At 56.7% G+C, this 15,696-nt stretch carries 14 protein-coding genes; 6 read left to right on the top strand and 8 right to left on the bottom strand.

From position 1 onward, the window contains the following. Nucleotides 1–188 precede the first annotated feature (188 nt). From ACR0LX_RS15890 to ACR0LX_RS15900, 3 genes are read right to left on the bottom strand one after another with little or no spacing between them, the layout of a single operon-like run. On the bottom strand, nucleotides 189–1,349 hold the full coding sequence (locus ACR0LX_RS15890) for an MSMEG_0565 family glycosyltransferase (RefSeq protein WP_480784549.1): 1,161 nt from the start codon (nucleotides 1,347–1,349) through the stop codon (nucleotides 189–191). A 21-nt stretch (nucleotides 1,350–1,370) separates the two neighbouring features. Next, nucleotides 1,371–2,963: an acyl-CoA synthetase FdrA gene (locus ACR0LX_RS15895; RefSeq protein WP_480784550.1), complete on the bottom strand. Its 1,593-nt coding sequence runs from the start codon at nucleotides 2,961–2,963 to the stop codon at nucleotides 1,371–1,373. Beyond that, nucleotides 2,963–3,970: a carbamate kinase gene (locus tag ACR0LX_RS15900; RefSeq protein WP_480784551.1), complete on the bottom strand. Its 1,008-nt coding sequence runs from the start codon at nucleotides 3,968–3,970 to the stop codon at nucleotides 2,963–2,965. The genes ACR0LX_RS15895 and ACR0LX_RS15900 overlap by 1 nt, the downstream gene beginning before the upstream one ends. A gap of 191 nt (nucleotides 3,971–4,161) precedes the next feature. On the opposite strand from ACR0LX_RS15900, the gene ACR0LX_RS15905 reads away from it, so the two are divergent. Beyond that, on the top strand, nucleotides 4,162–4,803 hold the full coding sequence (locus ACR0LX_RS15905; RefSeq protein WP_480784552.1) for a hypothetical protein: 642 nt from the start codon (nucleotides 4,162–4,164) through the stop codon (nucleotides 4,801–4,803). Nucleotides 4,804–4,951: 148 nt separating this feature from the next. Continuing rightward, the gene (locus ACR0LX_RS15910) at nucleotides 4,952–5,494 is read left to right on the top strand and encodes an MSMEG_0567/Sll0786 family nitrogen starvation N-acetyltransferase (RefSeq protein ID WP_480575853.1); all 543 of its coding nucleotides are present in this window, start codon (nucleotides 4,952–4,954) and stop codon (nucleotides 5,492–5,494) included. Nucleotides 5,495–5,497: 3 nt separating this feature from the next. Here ACR0LX_RS15910 and ACR0LX_RS15915 read toward each other — a convergent pair whose 3' ends face one another. After that, nucleotides 5,498–6,469 (bottom strand): AIR synthase related protein, encoded by a 972-nt coding sequence (locus ACR0LX_RS15915; protein ID WP_480784553.1) that lies wholly within the window; start codon nucleotides 6,467–6,469, stop codon nucleotides 5,498–5,500. 172 nt (nucleotides 6,470–6,641) lie between these two features. On the opposite strand from ACR0LX_RS15915, the gene ACR0LX_RS15920 reads away from it, so the two are divergent. Then, complete coding sequence (locus ACR0LX_RS15920) at nucleotides 6,642–7,271, top strand: helix-turn-helix domain-containing protein (protein WP_480784554.1); 630 nt, start codon at nucleotides 6,642–6,644, stop codon at nucleotides 7,269–7,271. 20 nt (nucleotides 7,272–7,291) lie between these two features. On the opposite strand, the gene ACR0LX_RS15925 is transcribed toward ACR0LX_RS15920, so the two are convergent. Further along, on the bottom strand, nucleotides 7,292–8,674 hold the full coding sequence (locus tag ACR0LX_RS15925) for an aminotransferase-like domain-containing protein (RefSeq protein WP_480784555.1): 1,383 nt from the start codon (nucleotides 8,672–8,674) through the stop codon (nucleotides 7,292–7,294). Nucleotides 8,675–9,041: 367 nt separating this feature from the next. Here ACR0LX_RS15925 and ACR0LX_RS15930 point away from each other — a divergent pair, with 367 nt between their 5' ends. Both ACR0LX_RS15930 and ACR0LX_RS15935 read left to right on the top strand, forming a co-directional pair. Beyond that, complete coding sequence (locus tag ACR0LX_RS15930) at nucleotides 9,042–10,202, top strand: MSMEG_0568 family radical SAM protein (protein WP_480784556.1); 1,161 nt, start codon at nucleotides 9,042–9,044, stop codon at nucleotides 10,200–10,202. Nucleotides 10,203–10,225: 23 nt separating this feature from the next. Continuing rightward, nucleotides 10,226–11,065 (top strand): LnmK family bifunctional acyltransferase/decarboxylase, encoded by an 840-nt coding sequence (locus tag ACR0LX_RS15935; protein ID WP_480784557.1) that lies wholly within the window; start codon nucleotides 10,226–10,228, stop codon nucleotides 11,063–11,065. Nucleotides 11,066–11,077: 12 nt separating this feature from the next. On the opposite strand, the gene ACR0LX_RS15940 is transcribed toward ACR0LX_RS15935, so the two are convergent. After that, nucleotides 11,078–11,806, bottom strand: coding sequence for an HAD-IA family hydrolase (locus tag ACR0LX_RS15940; RefSeq protein WP_480784558.1), 729 nt, complete (start codon nucleotides 11,804–11,806; stop codon nucleotides 11,078–11,080). Then, nucleotides 11,803–12,996, bottom strand: coding sequence for a phosphoglycerate kinase (locus tag ACR0LX_RS15945; RefSeq protein ID WP_480784559.1), 1,194 nt, complete (start codon nucleotides 12,994–12,996; stop codon nucleotides 11,803–11,805). Before ACR0LX_RS15945 ends, ACR0LX_RS15940 begins: the two co-directional genes overlap by 4 nt. A 125-nt stretch (nucleotides 12,997–13,121) precedes the next feature. Between ACR0LX_RS15945 and ACR0LX_RS15950 the strand changes: the two genes are divergently transcribed. After that, a complete protein-coding gene (locus ACR0LX_RS15950; protein WP_480784560.1) occupies nucleotides 13,122–14,018 on the top strand; it encodes a LysR family transcriptional regulator in 897 nt (298 codons plus the stop codon). Between the two features lie 27 nt (nucleotides 14,019–14,045). Here the strand turns inward: ACR0LX_RS15950 and ACR0LX_RS15955 are convergent, their stop codons facing one another. After that, nucleotides 14,046–15,461, bottom strand: a complete 1,416-nt coding sequence (locus ACR0LX_RS15955) for a tetratricopeptide repeat protein (RefSeq protein WP_480784561.1) — start codon at nucleotides 15,459–15,461, stop codon at nucleotides 14,046–14,048. Nucleotides 15,462–15,696: the final 235 nt, after the last annotated feature.

Here is a 15,696-nt window from a genome sequence, read left to right on the forward strand (position 1 = left end):
GCCGACTGCTCCTCGCTCCACAAGAACTGCCCGTCGGCATCGTAACAACCTCAATCGGATCAATCTTCGTCTTCCTACTGCTATTCAGAACAGCGGACGCCAAACAGTAATCGCTCTTGCGGAATCAAGGGAACGCTTTTGGATGAAACATCCGAGGGATGGTTCGGGCCGCGACGCGAGAAACGCGTTTATGAATAGATATCGATATGCTGTTGCGCCGTGTTCGACCAGCTGAAGCGCGCGGCCAACTCTGGGCCGTTTGTTGTCAGGCGCTCGACGGTTTCGGGCTCGTCCAGTAAACGTGCCATACCCGAAGCCAGAGAGTTGGCGTCAGCGGTGCGGGTCAGAATGGCATCCTGATCATGCATGAGGAATTCGTGGAAGACGTCGATATCGGAGGCCACCACGGGCAGCGACGCACTGGCTGCTTCGAGAATGACCAACCCCCAACCTTCGTTGACCGATGGAAACACAAACCCGTCTGCGGCTGAAAACCATTGTGGGAATTCCTCGTCGTCGATGGTGCCAAGCAGGACGACGTCCTTGCCCAACTCCAGCCCGAGTTCAGGCAATGAGCCCAGAACATCTTCGCGATAGGCACGATAATCCTGAAAAGAATGCCCGCCAATCACCGCCAACACTGGCGCGTCGTCACGCTCGGATTTCAACTTGGCCAGTGCATCGATCAGGTGACGGCTTCCTTTACGGGGCTCGATCCCGCCAACCGTCAGATACATGAACCGATCCGAAGATCCATTAACCAGTCCCGCGCGGGATCTCAGATCCGAGCGACGGTCGTCGGTGATCTGCTGAGCAAACCGATCCGCGCGAACACCATTTGTTACGATCTTTGCGTCGACGCCGTAGTCTCTGCGCAGAATGTCCTGCCACAGCTTGCTGACCACCAGAACTTCATCTGGTTCCAGAATGGCCTGTTTCTGACAATTGATCAGTGCTTCGGTTGTGAAGTCATCCACATGATGCACGGTACGGATAAGTTTGAATCCGGCGCCAGCATCCCGGACCCGGGCCGCCGCGCGGGCCGAGATACAATCCTGACTGTGCACGATGTCAAAGCGATCGCCCATGGCTTTCAGCCCGGCTTCCATGGCATCGATCCAGCTGAACACCCGGTCTTCAAGTGAATCACGCCATTCGGGCGTCTTGACGATCTCATAGGGAACGGACAGATCGCGAAAAAACCCTGCGTCGGGTTCTCCCATTGCGATGACGGTGACGTCGATCCCCGCGTCCTGAAGTGCTTCTGCCAGTTCCAGAGTATGGACAACGCCGCCTCGGGGCTTGATCGAATAGGTCGTCAGGGCAACGCGGGGAAGGGAATCCGTCATATCTTTCCGTTTCTGTCTAGATCATCCCGATGCGCCCAGATCGGCGAAAGCGGGGTGATCGGTTTTGGTGGTTTGTAAAGGTACGGCCAGGTCCTCGGACACAATGGAAGAGTCCCGCTTGACCAAAGCGCAGGCAGCCAGAGCTGCGCGAGCAGCAGTTTCCGTCACGACGCAGCCAGCCTCTTCAAAGGTTTTCCGTTGTCGGTCAAATGCTTGTGGATCGCTGTCGGTGCCAAGAACATAGACGATCACCGGCACGCCTGAGGCGACGATCTCGCCAGCGACGGGGCCCAGAACGCTGGCGGGGTCTTCATGGGCGCCATCTCCGATCACCACATCCAACAGAACGGCAGCAAGCGAGGGGTCGCCGATCTGTTTGCGCATGAACTCGATCCGGGCTTCGGTGTCGATCATGGGGTGAGGGCGGCCATCGGTATATTCTTCTTCACCGAGGTCGAGGAAGACATGTGCGTCGGGCGCCGCAGAGTCGAGCGTCCAGCTTTTGTCCAGGGGGATGTTGGAATGGATCGGGCCAATCCGCTGAGTTGCGATCGTCATCGCCTCGTAACACAACGTACCGCCGCTATAGAGGCCGGACAATCGGGTGCGACCCGCGTCCATATTATTGATGATTTTGTCCAGTCGAGTGGGCAAATCGCCGACGATTTCCGGCGGGGTCAGGCCGTGGAAGGGCAGGGTATCACGTACGCCTTGTTCCAGTGTATTGCAGACTTTGATATGAAGCGCTGCCGGAATTTTTTCCTGCAAACCGATATAGGCGGCGACCATCGGTTTCTTGGGCAGATCGACCAGCATTTCGGCCACTTCCTTGGACGGCGGTTTTGAGACCAGCAAAATCGTCTTGGTGTCCGGATCTGCGTCCAATGCCTTGATGGCGGATTGCGCCATGAGCCCCCCAACTTCCGGGGAAAGGTCGCGGCCACCAAGTCCGATGACATGAGACACGCCGATGCCCCAGCGATCAAGCAGGCTCATAACCTCTTGCGCACCGGTGCCTGCTGCAGACAGAACGCCGACCGAGCCTTTGTTGACACGGTTGGCGAAGGCCAGTCCGGTGCCGCCGAGCATGGCTGTGCCCGCGCCCGGACCCATGACCAGCAAGCCAAGCTCTTGCGCGCGTTTCTTCAGCGCAACTTCGTCTTCCAGCGGGACATTGTCACTGAACAGCAGAACGTTCAGCCCGGCGCTAAGTGCTTTATGCGCCTCAAGTGCGGCATAGGCTCCGGGTACCGACACAATGGCCAGATTGGAGTCGGGTTGCTCTTTCACGGCCGAGGCAAGGTCGGGCGCAATCTTCTCTTCGTCACCATCTGCCGCACTGGCGGCTTCGAACAGGATGCCCGAAGCGGTTTCAAGTGCGGCTTTGGCAGCGTCATCATCATCAGCCCGCACGGCCAGAACCAGATCGTTGGCCCCCGCACTGTCCAGACCGTCAGAGGCACCTTCCTGTACAGCTGCTTCGACATTTGCCGGCGTTGCCATGAAGGCCCAGCCCCATTGAACGCCGTCAGCACTCAACAAAGCGCGCGTTGCTTCAAGAAGCTTTACGCTGTCTTTGTAGGAATTTTGGTGAACGGATACGAGACTGGGCATTAGGCAACTTCCTTGTTCGAGCGATCGGCAATGGCGGTATCCGCCGTGATGCAGGTTCCGACCCCACCTTCGACCACACCGCCAGAGGTTTCAGCCAGCGTTCCGTAGACGAGTTCCGGCGTAGTAATTGCCGCCAGACGGTTCGGGTTCGATCCGTCTCCCTTCACGAATTTCATTGCGGCCTCCATTTTGGGGCCCATGCTGCCAGGCGGGAATTGTCCATCTTCCAAGTGCTGTCGCGCCTCGGAAACCGACAAATGCTCGACTGCGCGCTGAGTGGGTTTGCCAAAGTCCAGCATAACCGTTGGAACGCCTGTTACCATGACCAATGCGTCCGCATTGGCCGCGTCGGCAATTCGCTCGGCTGCAAAATCCTTATCGACAACAGCGTCGACGCCTTTATAGATACCGCCATCCTGCATGACCGGAATTCCTCCGCCACCCGCCGCGACGACGATATTGCCAGCCTCAGTCAACTGGGCGATCGCTTCTGCTTCTAACGTCGCTTTGGGTTCGGGGGAGGGGACGACCCGCCGATAACCGCGGCCTGAATCCTGAATCATGGACCAGCCGCGACTGTCGGAAAATTCTTTTGCTTCCGCTTCGGAGAAGAAGGGGCCAATGGGTTTGGTTGGGTTCTCGAAGGCAGCATCATTTGGGTCAACAACCACATGGGTCACGACCGAGACGATGCCAGAGCATTCTTCGCCGCAGATTTCGTGCATCGCAAGCGAGATCAGGCTGCCCAACGCTCCTTGCGTCATCGCGCCGAGCGCAAACAAGGGTTGCGCCGGGACCAGTTTGGCACCTTCTTCGTGCTGAATGGCCAGATTGCCAACCTGCGGGCCGTTGCCGTGGACGATGATGATCTTCCAGCCTTGCCGCAATAGCGAACGCACGGATTTGGCCATCGCGATTGCGTTGGCATATTGTTCTTCTTGGGTTCCGTCCTGACCTTCTTGTGTCAGGGCGTTTCCTCCCAGCGCTACGACCGCTGTTTTGCTCACGACGACCTCCCATCGTTTTATTCATTCGAAACATTTCGTCGGCGCACAGAAAACTGGCTATCGCCTCCGGAATGTATTAAAGTGAATTAGACTTTCGGATAATTAACAGCATATCGTATCCGACACAAGATAAATGTGATGTGGCCGGGGTGCGTGCGTGTGCGTTTGGCCAAGAATGGGAGAAAACCGTAATGCTGACTCCAAACGCAGGACATCCGCGTCAGTTCTGGTCGGAATGTGAACAACAGCTGTTTTCAATCTCGGCGATGGATCCCGAGCAATACAAGAAGATCGTCACCACAATCCGCTCGATGTCGGACATCCTGGTCGAGTTCAAAACACCCGAAGCTCTCGAGGCTGCCTGGCCCAAAGCTGAGGAATTTTATGTCCGAGCCACGCAGGCTTTGGAGATCGGGGCAGACACCCTGCCTCATAGCAAAGTTTCAGGTGCTGCGTTTGCAATGCGTGAAAGAAGGATTTTTGAGGAAAACCAAGCATCTAAGCTTTCTAACGCGATCAAGGACGCTCAGGATTCCAAACAGGAATGGGTCATTCTGAACGAAACCGGAGATCTGTCACACGGCCTTCTCGATCCATATGGTTGCACCGAAATGCATCTTGCCTCGGGGCTTGCTATTGTCACGATCACGCAACCAGAGCCCTCGGGCGCCGGCGTTCTTTATTCGCTGTCTGTCATTCGGGTGGACCGTAAGACCGGGCAATTGGTTGATGCCGAACCGGGTCTTGCCGACTGGACGGAATACGCGGCGGCGGCCGAATTGACTGCGGCACGAGATGTTCTGCGCAAAAGAATCCGCACGGATTGGTCCTGAAATCGATTGGCGATTCCGATCCGAGGATCATCTACTATTGTAGACGAAACGTCGCAGCTATGCTAAGATCGGGCAGCGGCGCAGGGGTGCTTTCGCGACGGGGATTCGCGTTTTGAACCTCTGCGCGCGTTCAGAGGGGGTGCCCGCAATGCAGAAGAAACGTATTCCAGTTTGGGCGGCCGACCGCGGCGATGATCTGGCCGCACATTACGCGATCCGCCATCGGGTATTTGTTCTCGAGCAAGGCGTTCTCACCCTGACCGATGTTGACGAACACGATCACAACCCCGAAGTTGTTCACGCCCTTGCTGCCAGAAAGGGTGAATGCGCAGGGGCAGTGCGCCTTTATCCGGTGAACGCATCTGGCAGGTGGAAAGGTGATCGGCTTGCCGTATTGCAACGCCACCGCACAATTGTTGGCGCCCATCTTGTCCGGTTTGCCACGGCAACCGCCGCTGTCAAAGGCGGGTCCGAGATGGAGGCCAGCGTTCAGCTGGCCAATGTGAACTTCTTTCAGCGGTTGGGGTGGACCTGCGATGGCGAGCAAACGATGTCCTTTGGCATCCCGCATCAACCGATGCTGTTCGATCTAACAACAGCGCCACCGTTGGACTGGCCAGGCCGTCCGGACGGAATGTCGGTAGAATGGCTGGCGCGCGAGCAGCAGACGCCGCTTTGTCCCACAGGCTAGGGGTCAGTCCCACAATCCGGTAATGCTCTCGCGGCTGAGGTCCATCAGAGACAGGCTCGATCCCGAGTGATTCAGGATAATCTCAGGACTGGCCGTCGTGTCGCCAACATGGGCGCAGACCAGATCATGGGCCTCGAACAGTTTGACGCATTCACTGATGCGGTCATGCTCGGTCGCCAGCCAGAAGGCGTATGTTGGGAAAGAAATCAACCAGCGGGCGGGATCGACCCCTGCAGGCATCGGGTGTTTTTCCATATCGAGCTGTGCGCCGCAGCGCGAATATTCAAGCAACATCGCCAGAGACCCGAGCGAGCCTGCCATTGAAACATCCTTGGCCGCCAGTGCAGCACCCGAAGAAGCGACTTTGGCAAGCAATCTGACATCACGCGCGAGGGTCGGTCCTTGTGTGTCGAGCGAGGTGAAGAAAGGGAAATCCTCTCGCATGCGTCCGTTCAAGCAGGCGACGAATAGCAAGGCCATCCCCGGCTGGACATTTGCCATCGACAGAATCTTGTCGGCATGGCCAAGTGCAAAGGCCGATAGGGCATAGGTGTCTGCGTTCTGGGTCAGATGCCCTCCGATGATCGGGACATCGTACATTTCCGCCGCATCCTGAAGGCCGCGCAAGGCGGTATCCGTGGTTTCCCTGGGGCCGACGACCGTATTGACGATCCCTTTGGGTACGCCCCCCATTGCGGCCACGTCGTTTACATTTGCTAGAACGGCCGCGATTCCGGCCCCGTAAGGGTCGTGTTGATAAAATGCGGGCAGGATCGCTTCGCCGCATCCGATGATATGAGTGCCGTCTACATCGACGACAGCTCCATCATCGCCGGGCCCGTGAATCGGGTCTTCATGTTTAACAAACCGGCTGGCGCCGTTGATGGCCTTTTTCCCGGTGACGCCCGCGTATGCACGTACGGTCTCGACAATATTTCCAAGCTGGTCGTTTAGACTTTTGGTTTCTTGTGTCATGATGTATCTCGGAAGCTACAGGATGTGTTACGTATAGTTATCAGGCGTCTGCGTCGCCCGAGGCTTGCTGAGCACAATGGGAATGGACCGGTCGACGTGTTGCCCTGCGTGGCGCGTCGCACGCACGTTTCTGCCCTGTGAATTGATTTGATTGTCTGATCCGGAGATTTCGGTGCAAAAGCAAAGCAAGAAACAGACCACCAACCAATCGGTTCGTCCTGCGGCCAAGACGGACGAGGTTGAAAAAATTGTAAGTCGCGTGGGGCAGAAGCTGTTGGACCTGCGCAGTGAGCAAGGCATGTCCTTGCAACAATTGTCGGCGAAAAGCGACGTGTCCGGCCCTGCGATCCACAAGATCGAACGCAGTGATATGGTGCCCACGATCACGACCCTGCTGAAACTCAGTAATGCTCTGGGAGTGCCGGTAAATTACTTTATCGAAGATGGCGACGATCTTCCCGAGCCGGTTTTGCACACCAAGCGAGATGATCGCACGATCGTTTTTACGCCGCACAAGGGTCTGAATCTTGAAGGCATCACCGGTCCCTATCAACAATTCCGGGCCGCAGCCGCGATCGCGGTCATGAAGCCCGACGCCAGCAGCGGACGCAAGCTTTTGCGCCATTCCGGCGAAGAGCTTGTGCACGTTCTTTCGGGAGAGGTCGAGTTTCAGGTAGGGAAAACCGAATACCACCTGGCTGCCGGAGACTCGTTGCATTTCAGCGGTGAAATTCCGCACAAATGGAAGAATGTCGGCGAAGAAGAGGCCGAATTGGTCTGGGTAGCGTTGCGTGGCGAATAGGGCCAGGGGGCAATCTGTTCTCATAGAAACGCCGAAGTCAGCGCCGGAGATTCGGTCAGGGCGTGCGCCGCAAAGCCGAGCGTGGATTCGATCTGCCCGCGTGTCGCGGGACCGCCGAGGCACATTCTGACAGCTTCCGGCGCGACACGGTCGACCACGAATGCATCGCTGGCAACAACACCAATGTTCTTCGACCGCATGTGTTCAACAAACGCGGTTCGGGTCCAGGGTGCGGGCAGTTCCAGCCAGATACTGAAGCTAAGCGGATCGCTGCGGAACGAGCCTTCGGGCAGAATGCGCCGGGCCAGCTTGTTGCGTTCGATCGTCTCGTTGCGCACGGCGCGCAATATACTGGTCGCTGTTCCGTCCTCGATCCACTTGGTCACAACAGCAACTGTAAGCGGTGAAGCCATGACAAATGTCGCTCGCATCGCTGACAACAACGGCCAGGCGCTGCGCGCATCAGGGGCGATGACATAGGCCACTCGCAAACCTGCGCCAATGCATTTTGAAAGGCCTGCAATATGCCAGGTCAGTTCTGGCGCGATCGAGGCAAATGGGGCTGGTTGCTGGCCCCGCGCCGGTATGAGGCCGTAAGCGTCATCTTCGAGAATCGGTACGTTGTATTTACGCGCGATTGCGGCCAGTTCGCGGCGCCGCTCAATCGGAATTGTCAGAGTGGTCGGGTTTTGAAGAGTGGGATTCAGATAGAGCGCTTTTGGCGCGTGAGATTCGCATGCATCCTGCAGCGCTTGCGGATCGATCCCATCCTCGTCCATCGTCAGACCAACCAGATTCAGGCGGTGCTGGGCGGCGAGCGACCGAATGCCGGGATAGGTGATGTTCTCGCATAGAATCGTATCCCCGGGTTTCGTGGTTGCGTGCAGGATGCCATCCAGCGCTGCCTGTGCGCCGGGCGCTATAAGCAGGCGATCTTGCTTCGGGGTCATTGACCTCCGGCTGAGCCATGTCAGGGCGGCTTGCTTGTCCGCGTCACCCCCCGCAGCCCCCTGGTACCTGAGCAAGGATACAATATCCTCGACCACGTACTGCGCGCCGGTCCGCATTTTTCGCGCCAGTTCTGCGTCATGAGGTTCCGGGGGCAGGTTCATGGACGCATCGGCGGGGCGGTCGGGAAAAACATGAGCTTCGCTGCGGGTCTGCTTGCTGACAAACGTACCCCGTCCGACCTTCGATTCGATCAGACCCCGGGCATTTGCCTCCACATAACCTCGTGCGACGGTCGTGAAGTGAATTGACAGTCTCTCAGCCAGCTCCCGCTGTGGCGGCAATCGGTCACCGACGGACAATCGGCCTGTATGGATATCCTCAGCTATGGCGTTTGCCAGCGCCATATAGCGGGGGTTTCCATCGTCGGCGAGAGTGGGGAGCCAATTTTCCATATACGGTCAAAACCTGTTTGTTTCTATGATTGACTGTATATTGTATATCTAAATCCGGTCAAGAGTGCTGTGAGCAAACTAGCGAAATTTTCCGACAATTGGCGTTGAATGGGCAAATATCAGCAGAAACTTCATATACATATGGGAAATATTATTTCCAATACTATTACATTGACAGGAACAATTGATTGTTCTATTTTTTGCGAAAGTAGCGTGAAATGGCAGCAATCAATGCCAATGATCGGCGGGGGAAGCCGAGGCGTTGCTTGGGATGGATGTTGCCAGATTCAAAGGCGCAATAGGTCCCTTGGGTGGCCTGACGGAGGTGTTTGGACCACCCCAATCAAGACCGGGAGGAAACCAAAAAATGAGCGTCGCTCGTGCCTACGACCAACCCGAAACCGCCAAGCCCGCGCGGCCGATGAGTGGTGAAGAACTTATCAATGAACTGCAGTCAAACGGCGTACGCCTTGTCGATCCGAAAAATAGTGGCGAAAGCCGCAGAGGGGGTGCCGGTCCCTCGGACCACACCGCCCTGACCATCAACGACAAGACCGTCATGATTCCGGTTCACACGGCACCGGCTTTCAGCAGCCCCTATGTTGTCGACGCTCCCGATGCCGAGGGCAATAGCCGCGTTCGCCGCGATGGCGTGGATGTTGGGCGCGTAAAGTTCCCGTTTCGCCCGAAGTTTTACGATTGCAGCACGGCAGACGGCATTCCCTATTCTCATATTGCTGCGCTGCACAGCAAGGATGTGCTGGCAACAACGATCCTGCAAACCTGCATCCGGTATCAAAGTCGCACCAAGACCTGCAAGTTCTGCTCGATCGGTCAGTCTTTGGCAGCCGGCCGCACCATCGAACGCAAAACGCCGGAACAGCTGGGCGAGGTCGCAAAGGCCGCAGTTGAGCTGGACGGCGTAACGCAGATGATCATGACGACCGGGACACCGCCCACCAAGGACCGGGGTGCCCACATTCTGTGTGAAAGCGCCGAAGGTGTTAAGGCGCGCGTCGATCTGCCCATTCAAGGCCAGTGCGAACCGCCCGACACGGATGACTGGTTCCAGCGCATGAAAGATGCCGGCATCGACTCGCTGGGGATGCATCTTGAGGCTGTCAGTGAAGAGGTTCGCGCAGAGGTTATGCCCGGCAAAGCGCAAGTGTCGGTTGATCGTTATTTCGAAGCTTTCGAGGCGGCGGTCGAAGTCTTCGGCCGCGGTGAGGTATCCACCTATATCCTGGCTGGGCTGGGGGACACCAAGGAACAGATCATCGACATGAGCGAACGCCTGATCGACATTGGGGTTTACCCGTTCGTCGTGCCGTTCGTACCGATCTCGGGGACCCCGATGGAAAGCCACCCGACCCCGTCATCGGGCTTTATGCACGAAATTCTGATGCCCATTGGCAAGATGCTGCGGGAAAGCGGCATCAAGTCCGAAGAAATGACCGCAGGCTGCGCGAAATGCGGCGCGTGTTCGGCCCTTTCCCTGTACGAAAAGCTCAAAGCGCCAGCGGGATAACTCCGATCCAAGGAGGTGACACGATGTTAGCAACCCACGACAGCTTTTTCGCTGGAATGCCGCATCTGGATATTTTTGGCCTGTCCGAACATTTCTGTTTGACGCATGCAGGGAATCTGCATTGGAAATGGATCTCTACGCTGACCGCGAAACGTCCGTCCGAATGGATTTCCGAGAATGGGCATCGAATTTACGCGAGCTTCATCTACACGTCTCTGAATTACAACCGAGACATCGAGGTGTCGGAAGACGACAAAATATCGGTCGTCTGCCATCCCTGCGCGTTGAAGCCTCCGTTTTTCATAACCGAAACGACCTATTCAAAGATCGGGTCCGGGTTGATTGCCTCGGCACGGATGATGTCGACCCTGTCAACTGCGCAGGGCTCAAGCAATACGCGGTTCGGCAAAACCTCGATGGCGTTTCAGTCGAAGCCATTTGGCGAGGCTGAGCTGGAAGAAACCCGTCTGCGGTTCCGGCAGTTGCGCGCATATGATGATCGGAAACTGGTGCAGTCCAGTCAGCATCTTGTGAATCCAGCGGTCGATTTCAACGCGGCCAAGTTCATGTATTTCGCCAATTTCTCGCAGCTGTTCAAGCGATACGAATACCCCGAACTTGGGGCAAAGACGCCGTTGGCGTCGCGTGAGATTGCCTATTTCGGAAACGTGGATCCGTTCGAATGGACTTGTATATCTTCTCGGCGAGAAGCGAGTGAGGTAACGTCGGCGATGACGAGATCGAGTGATCAAAAATGCATCGCTCGAAGTTTCAGCAGAATGGCCGATCAGCTATGCCCCGTTTCAGGACGCCATGAATTTGTAGCTGACAGGCATTTCGAACCGCTTCTCGCTGGTGTCTGATCTGGCTCCATTTTAGCGCGCCATCTGCAGCAAGGCTGGGGTGGCGTCGTCTTTGAGCACCTCGGACAGTACATTCGGCAGCGTATCCAGGGCCAGGCTGTTGCGAATCCAGGTGGCTCCGGAAAAGTCATCTGAGCGCGTAAAGTCTGACGGGGTGACCAAGACGCGTAAACCTGCGGCCAATCCGGCGCGCAGTCCGTTCTGACTGTCTTCAATAGCCAAGGCCTCGTCTGGGTGGACCCCCAATCGGTTCAGCGCCAAATGGTAAACGTCCGGTGATGGTTTCTTAGAACGAACTTCCTCGCCGGTTGCGATGACGTTGAAAATGCGGTCGGCGGACGTGCCCCAACAGGCGTGACAGAGCGATTCGACATTCATCCTGTGTGATGCGGTCGAAACGGCTATTTTTAGGCCCTTATGGCGCGCCCGCGCGATCAGGTCCCGCACGCCGTCGCGCAGTTTCAATCGGTCACCTTCCCTGAGCATTTCGCGATAGGCACGCATCTTGCGGTCGTGAAGATGAACGATTTCGGGTTCCGAAAGCGGGGTGCCAACCCGCTTGGCATAGGCGCGCATCTGCTCTTTGGCTCCGGCGTGGCGCAGGATCTTGATGAATGCCTCCTCGCTCCAATACCAATCCAGTCCGGCTTCGGCGAAAGCGGTGTTGTAGGCGACGCGATGGACCACTTCGGTTTCAGCCAGTGTTCCATCGACGTCAAAGATCAGGGCCCGTAAAGTCATGATGCGCACTGCGCGCCTTTCAACGCGGCGATGCCCGGCAGGTTTCTTCCGCTCAGGCTTTCTAGAAAGGCTCCGCGCGCGGTCGACACATAGGAAAAGTCGTCCGAAACGCCAGCCTGGTTCAGTGCGCGCACGGTTTCGCGCCCACCAGCGACGGTAATCGACTTGCCCAGGCGCGTGATCCGCGCGGCCTCTTGCGCAAGACCCACTGTCGAGGTTTCATCCGCCACGCGTCCGATCGGGCCATTCCACAGAATTGCGCAGGCCGACCCGAGCGCTTCTTTGAAGCGCTCGACACTTTTGGGTCCGACGTCCAGAATCGTCGCGTCCTGCGGGCACGATGTTCGGTCGACCGTCTCGGTGGCTTGACCCCCGTCCCGGGAGACGACGAGGTCGACCGGAAGCAGGATCTTGCATCCAGCAGCTTCGGCGCGTGCCCGGATTTCTGCGACAGTATCCAGGTGATCTGCCTCGAACTGAGACTGACCGATGGGTGTACCACTTGCATGAAGGAAGGTATTCGCAATCTTCCCTCCGATGATCAGCTTGTCCAGCTTTCCGGCAAGATTCATAAGGATCGATGCTTTGCTGGACAGCGTGTCCGCCCCAATCACCGCAACAGCAGGTTGGTCAGGGGTATCCAATGTATGGGAAAGCGCGTCGATTTCGTCCAGCATCAGTGGACCGGCGAAAGAGGGCAGGAAACGAGTGACGCCTTCGATCGAGGAATGCGCACGATGCGCGCTTGAAAACGCATCGTTAACAAAGACCTCGCCCAGACGGGAAAGGCCAGCGGCCACTTCAAGGTCATTTGCGGTTTCGCCTTTCAGAAAGCGCACATTCTCGCACAGCAATACCTGTCCTTCGCCCAGACGGCTGGCAAAGCTCTCGCTGGAGGGGCCGGTCGAATAGGCAGAAAACCAGACCGGCGCCTGCAGCGCATCCGACAGGGCCTTTCTGATCTTCTCGTTTGACAGCGACTGGTCAAAGGGCCGGTCAGGTCTGCCCCGGTGGGTCAAAACAACCAGTTTGGCACCCTTTTTCAGCAACGGGCGCATACCATCGGCGAACCGATTGATCCGTGTCATATCCGTGATTTTGCCATCCTGGATCGGTACGTTCAGATCAGCGCGTACCAATAGGCGACGGCCAGACACGTCCACGTCGTTAATGGAAGTCAGCTGTGACATAAGCGAATCTCCTCTGCCAGCTTCAATAGCTTAAGAAGAGTATTTATGTTTCCTTCCGTTAATGATATTTAAATATAGGAAACGAGGCTTAACCTATGTTAAAGATGATCCGGAGATACCAGAACTTGCGTTCGCTCTTGGCGCTGAGCGCGGTCAGCCGCCATGGCTCGTTCTCCGGAGCGTCTCAGGAACTGAACCTGACATCCCCCGCTGTGCATACCCAATTGAAGAACCTGGAAGAAATCGTCGATACGCCGCTGATCATCCGCAGTGGGTCCGGGCCAATGAAGGCCACGGAAGCAGGTCAAATCCTTGTCGCTGCCGCGGCGCGCATCAACTCTGAGCTTGAGAAGAGCATGCGCGATATCGAGGCGCTGCGAGAGGGTAAAAAAGGCCATATCCGGTTGGGTGTTGTCAGTACGGGAAAGTATTTCGCACCGTCACTTGTTGCAGATCTGAATGCCAGACTCCCCGATATCGAGATTGATCTGGCCATCGGCAACCGAGAACAGATCATCGCCATGCTGGATGCAAAAGCCCTGCATCTGGCGATCATGGGCCGCCCTCCGAAATCGCCTGAACTGGTCTCGGCCACCATCGGATCGCATCCCTATATCCTGATCGCAAACCCCGAGCACAAGCTGGCCGGACTCAGCGCCGTGCCGTCCGAGGCGCTTTTGAAAGAGACGTTCATCGCCCGCGAAGAAGGGTCGGGCACCCGCATTCTGATGGCGCGCTTTTTGGATGATATCGGGGCGGGGCAAAGCTATCGGGTCGCTGTCATGGGCGGAAACGAGACAATCAAACAGGCGGTCATAGCCGGGCTCGGTATTGCGATGTTGTCCAAGCACACGGTGATGGAAGAGCTGAAAACGGGACGTCTGGTCAGCCTGAACCTGAATGGCCTCCCGTTGCATCGGCATTGGCATCTGATCAAGCCGCTTAACATTCCGGATTCACCCGCCGCGAAAACCATCTGGGAAGAAGTTGTGGAAATGGATGGCGCGTTCCTGCCCCGATAGGCCCCGGGCAGGAATGATCGTTACATGTCAGGCAGAGGCAAGCGCGTCGGCTTTCGCCATGGCCTGGTCAGCCCTGCCGATATTGCCCAAACCTCGCAGCGCACGCGCAACGGCCCGCCAGTTCTGAACCGATGTGGGTTTCAGACCCGTGCGTTCATTGGCCAACCCCAATGCCAGATCAAAGCGTTTTGCACGCAAAGCGGCCTCGAGCAAGGTCCAGCCAATTATGTCCCTTTGGGCAAAGCTGCCCCCCAACCGGTGCGTCATGTAGCGAACCGGCAGCAAACGATCCACGCACGCGGCGTAATCCTCGCGTTTGAAATCCTGAATGGCCAGACAGAACGGCATTCCGATTTCACGGCTCATGGCTGCGTTCGCATCCGAGGCACTTTCGAGATAGCGCTTGTTTGCATTGACCAACAGGTCTTGCGCCTTTTCGCGCCCATCGGACGCAAATGTCATCATCGCATGCACATCGTTGAACGCATAAAGCGTGTCTTGCGCTGCGGGTTCCCATTTGTTCGCCAGATGAACCCAACGGTCACCGCTGTCCTGACCAGCAAGGTTCATGCGCCACAGCAGGGCTGCGGCGTCGAGCTCTTCGTATTTGTTGCCATCCTTGCGTCTGGAATCCAGATGTTGGTCGAAGATGCCATAGACGTGATCATACTGTTCCAGATCGAGATGATAGAGCGACGTGTGCCACCACAGATGGTTTGCGAAATTCGACGTGCTCCAGAGGTCGGCACGGTCTTTCATGAACTTGATTCCGCAGGATTGCCGCCCGCGCATCTCCATCACGTGGCTGACCGCGTGGATCGCATAAGGGTTGTCGGGGCGGATATCCAAAGCCTGTCGCGCCAGGTCCTCTGCATGAGTGAAATCGCGGTTTTCTTCCAGCCCAAAGGCATAGAAACCCAAAACAAACTCATAACCGGGGATGTCTGCGTCCCATTGGTTGAAGACACGCGCAACCACATCGCGCTGGCCCGGGACATCGCCCAGCAAAACCATTGTGTAGTGGATCAATCCCAGCGCGAACAGATCTTTGGGATATTGAGTCAGCACCTCTTCCCATTTCTGAACCGCCCCAAAGAAATCACCTGCGGCCCAGGCTTTGGCGGCTGCCAGATGGCCCTTTTCTCGAGTGTTGGCCAGTCCCGAGAGCTGCTCGGCGCGATTAATCGCTTCGATGAACTCAGGATAAACCCGCGTTTCCATCGATTGCGTCAGCCACCCGGCCTTGAACAGCCAGCCCATAACAAAGCGCGGGTGTTCGGCCAGAACCGCATCAATGGTGGCAATCGACTCACCACGAAAGGACAGGGCCATCTCAATAGCATGCTCCAGCGCATCAATCGCATTTACATCTACATAAGAAATCGGAACGCCACGAATGTCCTTTGCGGATTGCGGAGCGGCCTGCATGCTGCCCAAAGCCATTTTCATGTCCTTATCTGCTTCCTTCAGTCACTTACACATTCCCATCGCCTGCATTAACGCCAAACCTGCGGCAAAGCGCGCCCGAACAAAAGCCGGAGCAGGGCAGGGGCGATATGCATATACGAACATGACTCGACTTTGCCGATACAAGCTCGTTCTGCTGCAGTTATGCCATAGGCAGGATACGGCCGAGTATTGGCTTCGCTGATTTGTGAATGGATGTGTTGGATGGGCG

The sequence above is a fragment of the Ruegeria sp. CH11 genome, assembly GCF_056537105.1.